This is a genomic window from Micromonospora sp. NPDC049529, assembly GCF_055586685.1.
On record NZ_JBVJHT010000030.1, the window covers coordinates 43405 to 59062 of the forward strand.

A 15658-nucleotide genomic window follows, 5' to 3' on the forward strand; every position below is an offset into this window, starting at 1 on the left:
TCCGGGGTGCATCTCACTCCGGCCGTTCCTCGCCCGGTCCGAGGCCCCGCACGACCACCGCGAGCCGGCCGTCGCGCCGGATCGCGGCCACGTCACCGTCGGTGTCCGTACGCAACACCCGCGCGCCGTTGCGGGCCAACCTCGCCAGCACGGCCGGGTTCGGGTGGCCGTAGTCGTTGCCCACCCCGACCGGGACCAGTGCCACCGCCGGGTCGACCGCGTCGAGGAAGCCGACCTCCTGATAGGCCGATCCGTGGTGGGCCACCTTCAACAGCTCCGAGCGCAGGTCGGCGGCGGGCAGGTGGTCGAGCAGGGCCCGCTGTTCCTCCTCTTCGGCGTCCCCGGCGAGCAGCACCCGGACCCCGCCGACCGTGGCGCGGAGCACCAGGGAGTTGTTGTTCGGGTCGGATCTGGTGCCGCGCATCGGGTACGGCGGGCCGAGCAGGGTCAGGTCGACCTGGCCGGCGACGTACCGCCAGCCGGGGCCGATTCCGCTGACCGGAACGCCGGCCGCGGTCGCGGCCCGCTCGACCGAGGAACGGCCGGCTGCCGGCTCCGGCCACTGCGGAGTCACCACCGCCCCGACCCGCCTGCCCCGCAGCACCCCGGCCAGCCCGCCGATGTGGTCGGCGTGGAAGTGGCTGACCACGAGCAGCGGCACCGCCTGTACGCCGAGCCGGCGCAGGCACCGGTCGGCTGCCGCCGGATCGGGTCCGGCGTCGACCACGACGGCCCGCCCGGCCCCGACCGGCAGCACAGCCATGTCGCCCTGCCCGACCGCGCAGAGCGCGAAGACCCAGCCGTCCGGTGGCCAGCCGGCGGCGACCAGGCGTACCGGTAGCGCGCCGATCACCGCCGCGACCGCGACCACCGCGACCAGCCGGCGGACCAGCGGATGCCGGGCGGCGACCAGCGGCGCCACGGTGAGCGCACCGAGCAGCAGCCCACCGGCGACACCGTCCAACCAGGGCAGTGTGCCGGCCGGCACCCGCGCGCCGTACCGTGCCACCAGCACCAGCCACCACGCCGGCCAACTGCCGAGCCAGGCCGCGAACTCGGCCCCCGCCGGCCAGACCGGCGACACCGTGGCGGCGGCCACCCCGAGCACGGTGGCCGGCGCGATCGCCGGCACGGCCAGCAGGTTCGCCGGTACGGCCACCAGGCTGATCGTCCCGGACAGCCCCGCCACCACCGGGGCGCAGGTCAGTTGCGCCGCCGCCGGAATCGCCAACGCCTCGGCCAGCCCCGCCGGCACTCCCCGACGCCGCAACCGGTCCCGCCATCTCGGCGCCACCAGCAGCAACCCACCGGTCGCCAGGACGGACAGCGCGAACCCGGCGTCGCCGGCCAGCTCCGGATCGACCACCACCAGAACCGTGATCGCGGCCCCGAGCGCCGGCAGCGCCGCCCGAGGTCGGCCGAGAGCCAGGGCCAGCAGCCCGATCGCTCCCATCGTGCCGGCCCGCACCACACTCGGCGACGGCCGGGCCAGGATCACGAAGCCGACCAGGGCGATCCCGCAGATCACGGCGGTGAGCCACGGCCCGGCGCGGGCCCAGCGGGCGCAGAGCAGCACCAGCCCGACGACAATCGCGACGTTGGCTCCGGAGACTGCGTTGAGGTGGGTCATGCCGGTGGTCAGGAAGTCGTCCTCGACCGCCGGCAACAGTCGGCTGGTGTCGCCGACGACCAGCCCCGGCAGCAGCCCACCGGGTTCGTCGGCCAGCGGCAGGCAGGCGCGCTGCAACCCGGCCCGCAGCGTCCCGGCCGTCCGCTGCGCCCACGAGGGCGCCCCGACCGGCACCGGCGCACTGTTGACCGACAGTACGGCCGCCGTCAGGTCACCGCCGCGCGCCCGCGCCAACCGGCCTTCGGCGGTCAGCCGCTGCCCCGGCAGCAGGTCCCGCCACCGATGATCGGTGGCCAGCACCAGGATCCGGGCCGGAATCTCGATCCGCCGCTGGTCCGGCCCACGCAGCCAGGACAGCTCGGCCGAGAGCAGCAACATCGAGGGTCGTCCCGCCGCCCCGGCCACCGCGCGCGGATCGTCGCGTACGACCAGTTCGACGGTGACCGGTGCTCGCGTACGCGCCAACTCGGCCAACGGTGCCGCGTCCCGTACGCCCAGCCGGGCGGCGGTCGCCGCGCTCCCGCACACCACCCCGAGCAGTAGGGCGACGGCAATCCAGCCGTACCGATCGCCGAGCGGGCCGCGTCGACGGGTCAGCCAGGCAGAGAGAATCAGCGCACCGACACCGGCCAGTACGGCGATCAGCACCCCGGACCGCACCGACAGATAGAGCACGGCGAGGGCGGAGAGCCACGTCGCCATCGCCACGGCGGCGAGCCGCAGATCCGGTGGCTCGGGCTCGTCCGCTTCAGTCCGAACCGCCACCGTGGTCATACGGTGACCAGTTCCTTGAGCTGCTCGTACCGGGCGTCGCCGATCCCGCTGACCTGCCGCAGGTCGCCCACGGCACGGAAGCCGCCGCGCTGGTCACGATGGTCGAGGATGCGCTGGGCGAGCACCGGCCCGACACCGGGCAGCGTGTCGAGCTGCGCCAGGGTGGCCGTGTTCAGATTGACCTTGCCGCCACCGGCCGCCGGGTCGCCGAGCTGCCCCGGACCGGCGGGCGCTCCGGGTGGGGCGGTCACCCCGACCAGGATCAGTTCGCCGTCGGTGACCTTGCGGGCGAGGTTGAGCAGGGCCATGTCCACGCCGGGCAGAGCCTCTCCGGCGGCGGTCAGCGCGTCGGCGACGCGGGCGCCGGTGGGGAGCCGGACGAGACCGGGTCGGCGTACCTTGCCCGCGACCGCGACGACCACCTCGGAGCCCGCGCTGGTGCTCGGCCCCGGACCGGGCGCGGCGCTGGCCGACATCGACTCGTCGGCGCCCGCCGTGGCGGCGACGTCGACCGGCTCGGCCTGCGGGCGGGCACGCCAGGCCCAGCCGGCGGCGCCGAGCACCACCAGCGCGGCCACCACCGCAAGCGCCTTGACTCCACGGCGACCGGGGTCGAAGGCACCCGGCCCGCCCAGCCTGCTCGGTGGCGAATCCGGCGCCGGGTTCTCCTCCGGCGCGGCAACACCAACCTCCACCGGTACGGCGGGACGAGCCCCCGCACCACGGAGCAACCGGGCCAGCCGCTCTCGGACTCTCGTCTCGTCGTCGTCATCGGACACCAGCGGAACGGTAGGAGGAATCGACGATTCGCCCTGCCGATCGGGGCTCTCCTGTGGACAACTCGTCCACCTGTGGAAAAGCCCCTGATCATCGCCCCAATCTGCTAAGCCCCTCTTTCAACCGCTCAGGGCAGGTCGCCGTTGCCGCCGAGGTTGGCGACCATGCGACGGAGTACGTTGAGCGTGGCGACGTACTCGGCTGTTGTTATGCCCTCGTGCGTCTGCTCGTGAACGCCGAGGTTACGGGCCCGTGCCCGAAGCCGGCCCGCCTCCCCCGACTCGGTCAGCGTCAGGGTCCCGGCGTCTTCGGTCATCCAGCCTCGGGCGATCAGGTCGTCGAAGACACCACCGAAATCGATCCCGAGGTCGTCGAACGGGATCAGGCGTTCGGCGAGCTTCGCGCGGCTCCACGTGCCGGGGGCGCCGGCAACGTGGTTCAGGGTCCACCAGTGCGGCTGGGTGAGGTCCTCCACGGCCAACTCCGCCCGGATCCGGCCGACCACCCTGCGATACGCCTCGCCACTCCAGTAACCGATGGGCTGGGCGGCAAGCTCCTCCTGGGAATACTCCTTGACGACCACCGCTGGTGCTCCTTCCGGACGGCCAAACAAAGCGGACACCGGCCAAACTGGACGGACCCCGGTACGGTAAAACCTCAATAAGACTTGAGGTCAAGCCGTGCGGCTGCGGCGCCCGGGGGAGGGACCTGCGGGCGGGCGGACCGCACCGTCGCTTCTGCGATCATGTTGACCATGCGGGACGAGAACCTGGTGGGGCTGACCCCACGGGTTCCGGCCACGACTGAGCCCTGTTGCCGTCGTCCGCTCAGGCGGCGCGCAGGGCGCGTTGAACGAGGGTCGCGACGAGGGCCACCAGCGCGGCGGCGAGAACGTCGACGGCGATCTTGACAAGGATTGCACTCATGTTGTTCGGCTTTCGATTCGCATTGATCGGTCCAGCGAAAGCTAGCCGGGGTCGACTAACGACAGGTGTACGGGCGACCATTGTTCCCCGCCACCCAGGCACCCATTCGGTTCGGACAACGAGTACGGATTCCGGCAATCAATCCGTTGGGTACCATGATCGACATGACGCGGAATCCGGTGTTGGACGCCTTCCGGGGCGAGGCCGGGCAGCTCAGCCGAGCACTGACCGGGCTGCCCGAGCCGGCCTGGGACCGCCCCACCGCCTGCACCCCGTGGTCCGTACGCGACCTGCTCGCCCACGTCCGGGTGGTGATCGCCTGGCTGCCGGAGATGCTGGCGGCCGAGCCACCGGCTCGTGCGGAGGTGGACGCGGCGGCGTACTACCGGCCGGATGAACGGTTCAGTCCGGACACCAACGCGACCCGGATCCGGCTGGCCCAGGAGCACGCGGGGGCCCAACCGGACGGAAAGGCACTGGTCGAGGACTTCACCGCGACCTGGCAACGGGTCGACCGCCGTTGCCGGGCCGAGCCGCCGGACCGGGTCGTACGCACCCGGCACGGCGATCCGATGCTGTTGACGGAGTTCCTGCGTACCCGGGTGGTGGAGGTCGCGGTGCACGGCCTGGACCTGGCCGAGGCGCTGGACCGCCCACCGTGGCTGACCGCACCCGCCGCCGAACTGGTCGCGGAGCTGCTCGGCGGTGCCTCGGCGGCACGGGACCTCGACTGGGACCGGCTGACCTTCCTGCGCAAGGCCACCGGACGCGAGCCGATCACTCCCACCGAGACCGAACGGATCAACCGCACCGGCGTCGGATGGCTGACGCTCGGCTGAGGACGGGCATCACGCCCGGCGGTGTACGACCACGCAGGCCAGCCCCGGTCCGGCGTGTGCCCCGACGACCGCCCCCGCCTCGGTGACGTGCCGGTCGTGCAGCCGGTCGCCGAGGCGAAGGGCCAGCGCCTCAGCCAGGGCTTCCGCGCGCTGCGGCGCGGCCAGGTGGTGTACGGCGACGTCGACCGCGCAGTCACCGGCGGCGGCGACCGCCAGGTCGACCAGTCGGGCCAGTCCCCGGCTCGCGGTGCGCACCTTGTCCCGTACGGCGATTCGACCGTCGCGGACGTGCAGGATCGGCTTGACCGACAGGGCGGTGCCGAGCAGTGCCTCGGCGGCGTTGATCCGGCCGCCCCGGCGGAGGAATTCGAGGGTGTCGACGTAGAAGAAGGTGAACGTACGCCCGATCGCGTCACGGGTGGCCCGCGCGACCTCGGTCAGGTCGGCACCGGCTGCGGCGGTGCTCAGAGCGGCCAGGGCGGGAAAGCCGAGGCCCATCCCGGTGGAGCGGGAGTCGATCACGATGACCCGGTCGCCGAACTCGGCGGCGGCCAGCGTGGCGGCCTCGACCGTGCCGGAGAGTTCGGCGGACAGGTGCACCGACACGATGCCGGTGCACCCCTGGTCGAACAGCCGGCGGTAGGCCGCCGCGAACTGCTCGGGCGCCGGTCGGGAGGTGCCGACCGCCACCCGGCGCCCGGTCATCGCCCGGGACACGTCGGCCGGTGACACCTCGATGCCCTCCAGCCCCTGCACCCCGCCCAGGACCACGGTCAGCGGGACGACGGTGAGCCGCCGGCCGGCGGCGGCCTCGGCCGTGGTCGGGTCGGTGGGCGGATCCGGCAGGTAGGCGGTGGAATCGGTGGCGACCGCGACGGGCATCCCGGCACGGTAGCCGATCCACCTGATGACCGCCGTCGTCGATACCCGGCCTTACCAGGGCGAATACCAGCAAATACCCGGGGTACGGCGTGGAAATGACCACCCAAACGGGCCGGTCGGCCGGCGCAGCCGCTCAGATGGCGGCGGGTACGGGCTCTCGGGCTGCCGGGCCGACGTTGTGCGCGCGCAGTTGCCAGCCGCGGACCTCGTCGAGGCGCAGCTCGGTCCAGTGGCAGTTCTGCAACGAGCCGAGCGCACGCAGGATCGGCGGTCCCCAGCCGAGCAGGTGCCCGCATCCCTGCTTGGCGCCGCCGCCGTGGGTGGCGACCACGGTGGTGCCGCCGGGGTTGGCGTCGGCCACCGCCTGGAACGCGGTGCCGATCCGCTTGGCCAGGTCGTCCAGGGCTTCGACCTGGCAGCCGGGATCGGGGTCACCGTTGCGCCAGCGGGCGTGCTCGGTCGGGAACCGGGCGGCCACCTCGGCGATGGTGAGCCCCTGCCACTGCCCGTAGTAACGCTCGCGCAGCCGGGCGTCGGTGCGTACCGGCAACCCGGTCAGCGTGGCGAGGGCTTCCGCCGTACGGCTGGCCCGTTGCAGGTCGCTCGCGACGATGGCGGTCGGCTTCAGCTCGGCCAGCAGGGCCGCCGCGCGGGCGGCCTGTTCGACACCCAGCTCGTTGAGCGGGGTGTCGGTCTGCCCCTGCACGCGGTTGCCCGCGTTCCAGTCCGTGTTGCCGTGCCGCCAGATGATCAGTCGGGTCATTCGCCGTGGCCGGCGCCGGCTTCGGCGTCGACGAGGTCACGGTCCACGAACGGGATGATCGGGCAGTCCTTCCACAGCCGGTCGAGTGCGTAGAACTCGCGCTCCTCGGTGTGCTGGACATGCACCACGATGTCGACGTAGTCGAGCAGCACCCAGCGTCCGGCCCGCTCGCCCTCGCGCCGGACCGGCTTCGCCTTGTCCGAGAGGGTGAGCAGTTGCTCCTCGATCGCGTCGACGATCGCCTGCACCTGGCGCTCGCTGGGAGCGGAGGCGATCAGGAACACGTCGGTGATGGCCAGCTGGTCGCCTACGTCGATCAGGACGATGTCCTGCGCCTTCTTGTCAGCGGCAGCCTGGGCGGCGGCCAATGCCAGCTCGAGGGCGCGATCGGAAGCTGTCACCGTACTCCTTTGGGTCGACCATGAGACCTATCTAGCCTCTCACACGTGGCCGAGTTACAGCTTGGCAGTTAGCGAACAACGGGTCGCAAACCATCCCAAACCGTTACTGATAGAGCCGGCGTTTGGCAATGTACTGGACCACACCGTCGGGGACGAGGTACCAGACCGGCTCCCCGGCAGCCACCCGCGCCCGGCAGTCGGTGGACGAGATCGCCATCGCCGGCACCTGCACCAGGCTCACCGAGTCGGCCGGCAGGTGCCCGGCGGAGAGTTCGAAACCGGGCCGGGTCACCCCGATGAAATGGGCCAGCTCGAACATCCGGTCGGCGTCTTTCCAGGACAGGATCTTCTCCAGCGCGTCCGCGCCGGTGATGAAGAAGAGCTGCGCCTTCGGGCCGTACTCCTCGTGCAGGTCGCGCAGGGTGTCGACGGTGTAGGTCGGGCCGTCCCGGTCGATGTCGGCCCGACTGACCTGGAAACGTGGGTTCGAGGCGGTGGCGATCACCGTCATCAGGTAGCGGTCCTCGGGCGAGGAGACCGGCTCGTCGGCCTTCTGCCACGGCTGCCCGGTGGGCACGAAGACGACCTCGTCCAGCCCGAACCGGTCGGCGACCTCACTGGCCGCGACCAGGTGCCCGTGATGGATCGGATCAAAAGTTCCGCCCATGATCCCGATTCGCCGGGTATCTTCCTCCACCGCTTGATCGTAGGCCGGGGCGGTGGTCGAACCGCCCCGGCATGACGCAGATCGCACCCGGTCGATCCCGCAGGGGCGGGCCGGGCGAAACCTCAGACCAGCACGGCGGTCCGGGCCACCAGTGCCCGGCGCAGGTCGTCCGCGGCGTCGGTCACCGCGCGGCGCAATCCCGGCGTCAGGTCGTCGCGCTCCAGCAGCGCCGAGGTCAGCTCCCGGGTCCGCGGTTGCACCGCGTAGTGGGGGAAGGCCAGCTTCGCCACCTGGTCGGCGGTCCACGCCGTACGCAGTCGCGCCGCCGCCGGCATCTCGGTGAAGTACCGCTCCACGTAGGACTCGGTCAGCTCCTCCTGCTCCGGCTGCCAGAACCCGCCCGCGTTCGCCTCGACCAGCCGGTTGGACAGCGTCGTGTCGCTGACGATGATCTGCCAGGCGCGTTCCTTCGCCGCCGGGTCCGGCAGCGCGGCCCGGCACCGGGCGGCCCGCTCCTCGCCGGCGGCAGTGCGGTCGGCGGCCAACTCGGCGGCGATCTCCGTCTCGCCCGCCGCACCGAGCACCACCAGCCGGCCGACCAGCGCCCAGCGCAGGTCGGTGTCGATCGCCAGCCCGTCCGGCACCTCCTCACCGGCCAACCAGCCGGCCAGCCGGTCGACATCGGCACTCGCCCCGATCAGCCCACGGGCGGCGGCGAGCTGCACCGAACCACCCGCCGGGGCGGTGCCGAGCAGCCGGTCGCAGGCCTGGCCGACGTACCCGAGGGCGGCCAGCCGGCGCTCCGGGTCGAGGTAGCGGTCGATCAGCGCGCGGGCGAGTTTCAGCACGTCCTCGACCACGATCACCTCGGTCTCGCCGGGCAGCGCGGCGAGGATCAACGCCACCAGGTCGGACACCGGGCGTTCCCCGTCGGTGACCGCGTCGATGGTCGCGGTCCAGAGCACCGCGCGGGCCAGCGAGTCGGTCAGGCCGGGCAGAATCGACGGTACGGCCGCAGCCGACGCGTCGTCCAGGCGCACCTTGGCGAAGGTCAGGTCACCGTCGTTGAGCAGCAGCACGGCGGCGGCCGGTTGACCGGCCAGCCCGGTCAGCACGGTCCGTCCCTTGTCGACCGCCGGATCGAGATCGACCTCGACCCGCTCCCGCAGTACCGCCACCGGACGGTCGGCGGCACCCGAGTCGTCCATGTCGTACCGGCCCACCCCGATCCGGTGCGGGCGCAGCACCGGATGCTCCGGCACGGCCGTCTGCACCACCGCCACCTCGGCGTACGTGCCGTCGGCGGCGACGCTCACCTCGGCCCGCAGGGTGTTCACCTGCGGGCGGCGCAACCAGAGTTCGGCCCACTCGGAGAGGTCCCGCCCGCTGGCCGTACTCATCGCGTCGAGCAGGTCGGCCAGGGTGGCGTTGCCGTACGCGTGGGCGGCGAAGTGCGCGTTCAGACCGGCGAGGAACGCGTCGTCACCGAGCCAGGCGACGAGCTGACGCAGCACCGAGGCGCCCTTGGCGTAGGAGATGCCGTCGAAGTTGAGCAGCCCGGCGGCGGCGTCGGGGACGTCGGACGGGGCGACCGGGTGGGTGGACGGGCGCTGGTCGGCCGCGTACCCCCAGCCCTTACGGCGCAGGCCGAAGGTGGTCCAGGCGCCGGTGAACCGGGTCGCCTCGGCGGTCACCCGGGCGCCCAGGTACTCGGCGAACGACTCGTTCAGCCACAGGTCGTCCCACCAGCGCATGGTGACCAGGTCACCGAACCACATGTGCGCCATCTCGTGGGCGATGGTGGTGGCCCGCAGTTCGCGCTCGCTGTCGGTGACCGCCGACCGGAAGACGTAGTCGTCCCGGATCGTCACCAGGCCGGGGTTCTCCATCGCGCCGGCGTTGAACTCCGGCACGAACGCCTGGTCGTACTTGCCGAACGGGTAGCGGACGTCGAACAGCTCGTGGAACCGGTCCAGGCACTGCTTGGTCACGGTGAAGATCTCGTCGGCGTCCCGGTCCAGGTGCTCGGCCATCGACCGGCGGCAGTAGATGCCGAGCGGGATGCCGTCGTGCTCGTCGTACCGGGCGTGGTACGGCCCGGCGATCAGCGAGGTGAAGTACGTGGCCAGCGGGACCGTCGGGGCGAACTCCCACCGGCCGCCGGTCGGCGGGTGCAGCGCCGCCCCGTTCGCCACGACCAGCCAGTTCTCCGGCGCGGTCACGCTCAGCGTCACCGGCGCCTTCAGGTCGGGCTGGTCGAAGGCGGCGAAGATCCGGGGGCCCTCGTCGAGGAAGGACATGGCGTAGAGGTACGCCTCACCGTCGGCCGGGTCGACGAACCGGTGCAGCCCCTCCCCCGTGTTCGAGTACGCCATCTGCGCCTCGACCGTCAACGTGTTCTCGGTCAGCAGGCCGGTCAGCACAAGACGGTCGTCGGCGAGCGTCGCCGGATCGATCGTCGTGTCGTTGAGCCGTACGCTGGTCAGTTGGGCCGGCTTGATATCGACGAAGGTGGTGGTGTCGGCGGTGGCCCGGAAGCGGATCGTGGTGACGGACCGGAAACCGGTGTCACCGGCGGTCAGGTCAAGATCAATATGGTACGACTCGACGGTCAGCAGCGCGGCGCGCTCGGCCGCCTCGACCCGGGTAAGGCTCGGCATCCGCATATCCTGCAACATGAAGAGTGGAAAGGCTTTCCCATGACGGATCGCGCAGTGGAGGAACCGACGATGGCGCAGCACCCGAAGGGCGACTTCGACCTGTCCCGCGCGGTGTGGCAGCGAGCCGAGGGCGACACGTCCGAAGCGGCGGTGGAGGTCGCGTTCGTGGACGACCTGATCGGCATGCGCAGCTCCGCCGAGCCCGACGGTCCGGTGCTCGTGTTCACCCAGGCCGAATGGGACGCGTTCGTGGCCGGCGCCCAGGACGGCGAGTTCGACCTGGAGTAGGACGACGACCGAGCCGGGTCATCCGGGCAGCCGCGCCGTCGGACGCCCGGATGACCAGGACGGGCGGACGTCGCGTCGATCCTCGGGCGGTCATCCGGGGCCGGGCGTCATGGCCCGTGCTATCACCGTCACGTCGTCGCCGCCGAAGCCCCGGTCCACCGCCCGCTGCCACTGCGCGGCGAGGCAACCCGCGACGGTGAACTCGGCCGGGTCGACCGCGTCGAGCGTGAGGTGGAGATCCTTGAGCGCCAGCGACAGCGGAAACTCCGGCGAGTAGTCGCCCCTGGCCATCCGGGGCAGCTTCGCCTCACCCCAGGGCGGCAGGATCGGATTGCCGACCAGCGCGGTCAGCACGGTCTCCGTACCGATCCCGATCGCGTGCGCCAGCGCCACCGACTCGGCGACCCCCTCGGCGAGGAACGCCAGCAGGACGTTGTTGACCAGCTTGAGCCGGGAACCCTGCCCCGCCGGACCGACCCAGACCGTCCGCTGACCCAGTGCGTCGAACAGCGGCGCGACCCGGTCCCGGGCCTCGGTCGGCCCGGACGCGTAGATGGTCAACCGGCCGGCCTCCGCCGGTCCCCGACTCCCCGCCACCGGCGCGTCGAGGAACACCACGTCCGGCCGCTCCCGCTCGACCAGCGCCGCGAGCCGCTCGGTGCCGGCCACCCCGATCGTGCTCATCTGCGCCCAGACCGCGCCGGACGGCAACGCGGCGAGCATGCCCTGGTCGACCGCGATCGCGCTGACCGCGTCGACGTCCGTCACCATGGTCACCGCGATCGCCGCCTGCCCGGCCGCCTCGGCCGCACTCCCGGCCACCCGTGCCCCGAGATCGGCCAGCGCCTCCGTCGCCCGGGGCGTCCGGTTCCACACCACCGTCGGCAGACCGGCCCGCAACGCGCTGGCGGCCATCGGCTGCCCCATGCCACCGAGGCCCAGGAACGCGACCGTCTGCTGCTGCACCATGGCACCCCTTCCGCTACCCGTCCGGGCCCCGCCCCTCCAGGCTGCGGCGTGCCCCGGACGCGCGGGCGACCGTACGCCGGATCTGGGCGATCATCGGCCGGTCCCACCCGGACGGCCGACCCCGGCGGTGGCGGCAGCGGTGGCCAGTGCGGTCACCTCGGCCCGCGCGGCGGCCAGTGACTCCTCCGCCATCGGGGCGAACCCGGCAAGGTGCGGGACGAGACCGGCCATGGTCATCTCGGCGTTGACGAAGTGCAGGTTCTCCTCGGCCACGCCCTGCCGGCCGAAGTAGGCCCGCAGATAGGTGGTCTGGAAGTCCCACGCCTGCAACGGCGTGCCCGGCCCGTACGCGCCGCCGCGCGCGGTGACCACCACGACTCTCGTACGACGCAGAAGGCTGTCCCCGGTGTCCGGGTCGACGAACCCGCCGGGGAAACTCACCCGGTCGATCCACGCCTTCAGCGAGGCGGGCACCCCGTAGTTATACATGGCCGCGCCGATCAGCACGGTGTCGGCCGCCAACACCTCGGCGACCAGTGGCCGGGTCAGCGCCCACTGCGACTCCTCGGCCGGGCTTTCGACCAGCCCGGACACCCTGGCGGGCGGCACCGGCCCGGTTCGTTCGATCCGGCGACCGAGCGCGCAGTACGCGCTGTCCAGCGGCGCGACCGGGTCGGCGGCCAGGTCCCGGTACCGGTATCCGACCGAACCGGGTAGTGCCCGCCACGTCTGCGCGAACAGTGCGGTCAGTTGCCGACTGACCGACTCGCCGGAACGGTTGGCGCTGGAATCCAGGTGCAGTAATGCTGTCATGGGTCCCTCTCCTGTCACCTCGCGGTTGCCGCGTACGTCATGACAGTTGACGGAGCGCAACGAGCAGAGGTGACCGGTGGACGAGCGTGACAAGCTGGCCGAACGCTTCGAGGTGGAACGTGGTCGGCTCCGCGCGATCGCCTACCGGATGCTCGGCTCGGCGAGCGAGGCCGATGACGCCGTCCAGGAAGCCTGGCTGCGCCTGGACGGGACCGACGTCGGCGACGTGACCAACCTGACCGCCTGGCTGCGAACCGTGGTCACCCGCATCTGCCTCGACATGCTGCGCTCCCGCACGTCACGTCGGGAGGATCTGGCGGGGCAACTGCCCGAGCCGGTTTCCGAACCCGACCGTGGCGGCCAGCCGGAGGACGAGGCACTACTCGCCGACGCGGTCAGCCGCGCGCTACTCGTCGTACTGGACACGCTGGCGCCCAGCGAACGAATCGCGTTCGTGCTGCACGACATGTTCGCCGTGCCGTTCGAGCAGATCGCGCCCATCGTGGAACGCACCCCGGTCGCCACGAAGAAACTCGCCAGCCGCGCTCGCCGAAAGGTACAGGGCACCCCGACGATTCCGGCGGCCGAACTCGCCCGGCACCGGCAGGTGGTCTCGGCGTTCCTGACCGCCGCACGATCCGGCGACCTCGCCGCGATCCTGGCCGTACTGGCTCCGGACGTGGTCCGCCGCGCCGACACCGCCGCCCTGCCGCCGGGTGCACCGACCGAGGTACGCGGAGCGCGTCCCGTGGCGCAGGGCGTCGTCACGTTCGGTGCCCGCTCGCAGTTCGCCGAACTGGCCCTGGTCGACGGAGCGGTGGGAGTCGTCGTGGCCCCGTACGGCCGGCTCAGGTTCGTGCTCACGTTCGCCGTCGACGGTGACCGGATCGCCCGGTACGACGTGATCGCCGATCCCGAACGCCTCCGGCGACTCGACCTCTCCGTCCTCGACTGATCGGCCCCTACCGGCCCTAGCGCAGCGGTACCTCCCTCGATCCACCGTCGACCTGGGTCTGGATCCGGTTCAGGTGCGCGGTCAGGCAGATCAGCCACACCTCCAGGTCGACCAGGTCCAGCGCCTCCTGCCTGGTGCCGCCGGCCCCGAGCAGGGTCCGCAGCCGGACGGGCAGGTCGTCGGGCGCCAGCGGCGTCGCCACCTCGTCCGCCCGGCCACCCCGACTCAACTGGTCCGCGACGTCCCCGTACGCACACCGCACCCGGTGGGCGAAGTCGTCCAGCGGGCCCACCACCTCGTCGGTCAGCTCCGGATACGGCGGCGGCCGGAAATCCCGCCGGGCCTGGCCGCCCCGCACCATCTCGTGGCCGGCGATCAGCACCGCGCTCCAGTCCACCCCCTCGTTGCGGCGGGCCGGCCGTTCCGCCTGGTACTGGATCATCGACGCCTCGGCGAGCACCATCGCCCGGTGCGCCCGCCCCAACTCACCCCGGTCCGGCCGGCGACCGGTCAGCACCTCGACCGTCTCCTCGCTCGACGCCGCCGCCGAGTCGAGATAGTGCGCCAGCGACCGGCGCAGCTCACCGCCCCCACCGTGGGGCCAGAGCAGCAGACCGGCCACCACCCCGACCACCGCGCCGACCAGCACGTCCAGGAACCGGGCCTGCACGATCTGGAGACTCGCCGGTCCGATCTGGGCGAACAGGGTGGTGAGCAGCAGGGTCACGAAGCCCTGCCCCCAGCCCAGCCCGAGCAGCGGGCCGACCGCGAAGGCCAGCACCATGGCCAGTGGCAGGACCGCCCGGTACACCTCCGGCCGGTCGGCGACCAACAGCAGCGCCGCCCCGGCGCCGGCACCGCACACCGTGCCGATCACCGCCGGGCGCAGCGTGGTCCGGGTGTCGGCGGCGGACGTACGCAACAGGGTGAGCGTGGCCAGCAGCACCCAGAAACCGTGCTGGAGGTTCAGGTAACCGGCCACCACCCGAGCCGCCGCCAACGCCAGGGCGATCCGCGCCGCCCCCTGGAAGTGCACCGACCTCGGGGTCAGGTGCACCCGCAGCCGCTCCCAGTAGAGCGCGATCACCGGGCGGTGTGCGTACTCGAACGGGTGGTGCGATCGGCCGGCGGTCCGGGTCAGGGCCCCGACCGGCAACCGGGCGGTGATCCGGGCCGCGGTGGCCAGGATCGGTGCCTGCTCGACCACCCGTATGACTATCGCGTCCAGCCACAGCCGGCTCAGACCCGGCTCCTGGGCCGACTCACCGCGCGGCCGGGCCCGAATCTCCTCGATCGCCCGGTGCAGCCGCAGCGGCTCCCCCTCGTCGATCGGCTCCCCCTCGCGCACGAAGGTACGGCCGGACGCCCGGATCTGGTCCGCCCCCCGCCGCAGCAACCGGTCCAGGTCACTGTCCGGCGTCACCGGCGCCCCCGGCGGCGGCGGTGAACCGGTCGCGGCGAACGCCCCCGGCACCGCCGTGTCGACGGCCAGCCGTTCGGCGAAGTCCAGCGCCTCGCGCAGGGCGACGGCGGCGTCGCGCATCGCCCGGTCCCGGCGGCTGGCACTCGTCGGCCGCTCGGTCGCCGGCAACTCCTCGAACGTCAGCCGGTCGACCGCCTGCCCGGCGAGTGCCTGCCGCCGGGCCGTCTCCGGCCCCGGGTCGATCCGGCCGGACAGCACGTCGGCGAGCACGTCGAGGAAGGAGGCGACCGCGTGGGCCGCGCCCGCGAGCCGCTGCGGGTAACGGACCAGGTCCACCGTGTCCGGCCAGAGCAGCAACTCGGCCAGGATCAGCAGGATCGTGCTCGCGGTCACCCCGCCGAGCCGCTCGCCCAGCGTGTCCGGTGCGTACGGGCCGAAGGAGGCGAGGATGTAGAACAGCTGGAGCGAGGCCGCCACCCCGGCCAGCCGGGGCCCACCGACCCCGAGGAAGGCCACCCCGAACCCGACCACCAGCATGCCGACCGCCGCCGCCCAGATGTGCGCGCCCAGCACGGTGCCGAGCACCACCAGCGCCCAGGCCACCGGGAGCGCGGCGAGCAGGACCCGGCCACGTTCCCGTGGGGTGACCGGCAGGTGGGCCAGCACCCCGACGGCGAAGACGGTGAAGACCGAGTACAGCGCCAACGTGATGCTGTCGACCAGGTAGATGCCGCTGTAGAAGACGAAGAGACCGATCAGCGTCAGCCGTACGGCACGGCGGACGATCCGGTAGCCCGGGTCCCGCCGGCCCAACCAGGCAACGGCGCGGCTGCTCACGCATCCCTCCGATGCTCACCGACCCGATCAGCTCCGCACGCCCCCGATCAGCGC

Annotated in this window: 14 protein-coding genes and 1 pseudogene; 3 read left to right on the forward strand and 12 right to left on the reverse strand. The window is 72.3% G+C overall.

What is annotated here, in order from left to right; translation table 11 throughout:
- Nucleotides 1-13: 13 nt before the first annotated feature.
- The 3 genes from ACZ6QQ_RS34650 to ACZ6QQ_RS34660 all read right to left on the reverse strand — a co-directional run bounded on the left by ACZ6QQ_RS34650 (nucleotide 14) and on the right by ACZ6QQ_RS34660 (nucleotide 3764).
- Nucleotides 14-2404: a ComEC/Rec2 family competence protein gene (locus ACZ6QQ_RS34650; protein WP_465882098.1), complete on the reverse strand. Its 2391-nt coding sequence runs from the start codon at nucleotides 2402-2404 to the stop codon at nucleotides 14-16.
- Nucleotides 2401-3183 (reverse strand): ComEA family DNA-binding protein, encoded by a 783-nt coding sequence (locus ACZ6QQ_RS34655; protein ID WP_465882100.1) that lies wholly within the window; start codon nucleotides 3181-3183, stop codon nucleotides 2401-2403. Before ACZ6QQ_RS34655 ends, ACZ6QQ_RS34650 begins: the two co-directional genes overlap by 4 nt.
- A 125-nt stretch (nucleotides 3184-3308) precedes the next feature.
- Entirely contained in the window at nucleotides 3309-3764 is a 456-nt protein-coding gene (locus tag ACZ6QQ_RS34660; protein WP_465882102.1) for a MarR family winged helix-turn-helix transcriptional regulator, read from the reverse strand.
- 507 nt (nucleotides 3765-4271) lie between these two features.
- On the opposite strand from ACZ6QQ_RS34660, the gene ACZ6QQ_RS34665 reads away from it, so the two are divergent.
- Complete coding sequence (locus ACZ6QQ_RS34665) at nucleotides 4272-4946, forward strand: maleylpyruvate isomerase N-terminal domain-containing protein (RefSeq protein WP_465882103.1); 675 nt, start codon at nucleotides 4272-4274, stop codon at nucleotides 4944-4946.
- A 9-nt stretch (nucleotides 4947-4955) separates the two neighbouring features.
- On the opposite strand, the gene ACZ6QQ_RS34670 is transcribed toward ACZ6QQ_RS34665, so the two are convergent.
- The 5 genes from ACZ6QQ_RS34670 to pepN all read right to left on the reverse strand — a co-directional run bounded on the left by ACZ6QQ_RS34670 (nucleotide 4956) and on the right by pepN (nucleotide 10319).
- On the reverse strand, nucleotides 4956-5828 hold the full coding sequence (locus ACZ6QQ_RS34670) for a DegV family protein (RefSeq protein ID WP_465882105.1): 873 nt from the start codon (nucleotides 5826-5828) through the stop codon (nucleotides 4956-4958).
- A 133-nt stretch (nucleotides 5829-5961) separates the two neighbouring features.
- On the reverse strand, nucleotides 5962-6591 hold the full coding sequence (locus tag ACZ6QQ_RS34675; protein WP_465882106.1) for a histidine phosphatase family protein: 630 nt from the start codon (nucleotides 6589-6591) through the stop codon (nucleotides 5962-5964).
- Nucleotides 6588-6992, reverse strand: a complete 405-nt coding sequence (gene rsfS, locus ACZ6QQ_RS34680; RefSeq protein WP_465882108.1) for a ribosome silencing factor — start codon at nucleotides 6990-6992, stop codon at nucleotides 6588-6590. The genes ACZ6QQ_RS34675 and rsfS overlap by 4 nt, the downstream gene beginning before the upstream one ends.
- A gap of 103 nt (nucleotides 6993-7095) precedes the next feature.
- Nucleotides 7096-7689, reverse strand: coding sequence for a nicotinate-nucleotide adenylyltransferase (gene nadD / locus ACZ6QQ_RS34685; RefSeq protein ID WP_465882110.1), 594 nt, complete (start codon nucleotides 7687-7689; stop codon nucleotides 7096-7098).
- A gap of 92 nt (nucleotides 7690-7781) precedes the next feature.
- Nucleotides 7782-10319, reverse strand: coding sequence for an aminopeptidase N (pepN, locus tag ACZ6QQ_RS34690; protein WP_465882111.1), 2538 nt, complete (start codon nucleotides 10317-10319; stop codon nucleotides 7782-7784).
- 69 nt (nucleotides 10320-10388) lie between these two features.
- Between pepN and ACZ6QQ_RS34695 the strand changes: the two genes are divergently transcribed.
- Entirely contained in the window at nucleotides 10389-10607 is a 219-nt protein-coding gene (locus ACZ6QQ_RS34695; RefSeq protein WP_326556242.1) for a DUF397 domain-containing protein, read from the forward strand.
- Nucleotides 10608-10697: 90 nt separating this feature from the next.
- Here ACZ6QQ_RS34695 and ACZ6QQ_RS34700 read toward each other — a convergent pair whose 3' ends face one another.
- From ACZ6QQ_RS34700 to ACZ6QQ_RS34710, 3 genes and pseudogenes are all read right to left on the reverse strand, one after another.
- On the reverse strand, nucleotides 10698-11117 hold the full coding sequence (locus ACZ6QQ_RS34700; RefSeq protein WP_465882153.1) for an NAD-binding protein: 420 nt from the start codon (nucleotides 11115-11117) through the stop codon (nucleotides 10698-10700).
- Nucleotides 11091-11585: pseudogene (locus ACZ6QQ_RS34705) on the reverse strand (NAD(P)-dependent oxidoreductase); the annotation flags it as partial. The pseudogene ACZ6QQ_RS34705 and the gene ACZ6QQ_RS34700, both read right to left, overlap by 27 nt.
- Before the next feature lie 81 nt (nucleotides 11586-11666).
- Entirely contained in the window at nucleotides 11667-12389 is a 723-nt protein-coding gene (locus ACZ6QQ_RS34710) for an FMN-dependent NADH-azoreductase (protein WP_465882113.1), read from the reverse strand.
- Between the two features lie 76 nt (nucleotides 12390-12465).
- Here ACZ6QQ_RS34710 and ACZ6QQ_RS34715 point away from each other — a divergent pair, with 76 nt between their 5' ends.
- On the forward strand, nucleotides 12466-13344 hold the full coding sequence (locus tag ACZ6QQ_RS34715) for a sigma-70 family RNA polymerase sigma factor (RefSeq protein ID WP_465882115.1): 879 nt from the start codon (nucleotides 12466-12468) through the stop codon (nucleotides 13342-13344).
- A 16-nt stretch (nucleotides 13345-13360) separates the two neighbouring features.
- Here the strand turns inward: ACZ6QQ_RS34715 and ACZ6QQ_RS34720 are convergent, their stop codons facing one another.
- Nucleotides 13361-15604, reverse strand: a complete 2244-nt coding sequence (locus ACZ6QQ_RS34720) for an FUSC family protein (RefSeq protein WP_465882117.1) — start codon at nucleotides 15602-15604, stop codon at nucleotides 13361-13363.
- Between the last annotated feature and the right edge of the window lie 54 nt (nucleotides 15605-15658).

Excerpts from the sequence above, each read along its gene's own strand:
- ACZ6QQ_RS34650 (WP_465882098.1), bottom strand. The coding sequence starts at position 2,404 with ATGACCACGGTGGCGGTTCGGACTGAAGCGGACGAGCCCGAGCCACCG.
- ACZ6QQ_RS34675 (WP_465882106.1), bottom strand. The coding sequence starts at position 6,591 with ATGACCCGACTGATCATCTGGCGGCACGGCAACACGGACTGGAACGCG.
- ACZ6QQ_RS34670 (WP_465882105.1), bottom strand. The coding sequence starts at position 5,828 with ATGCCCGTCGCGGTCGCCACCGATTCCACCGCCTACCTGCCGGATCCG.
- pepN (WP_465882111.1), bottom strand. The coding sequence starts at position 10,319 with ATGCCGAGCCTTACCCGGGTCGAGGCGGCCGAGCGCGCCGCGCTGCTG.
- ACZ6QQ_RS34665 (WP_465882103.1), top strand. The coding sequence starts at position 4,272 with ATGACGCGGAATCCGGTGTTGGACGCCTTCCGGGGCGAGGCCGGGCAG.
- ACZ6QQ_RS34695 (WP_326556242.1), top strand. The coding sequence starts at position 10,389 with ATGGCGCAGCACCCGAAGGGCGACTTCGACCTGTCCCGCGCGGTGTGG.
- ACZ6QQ_RS34710 (WP_465882113.1), bottom strand. The coding sequence starts at position 12,389 with ATGACAGCATTACTGCACCTGGATTCCAGCGCCAACCGTTCCGGCGAG.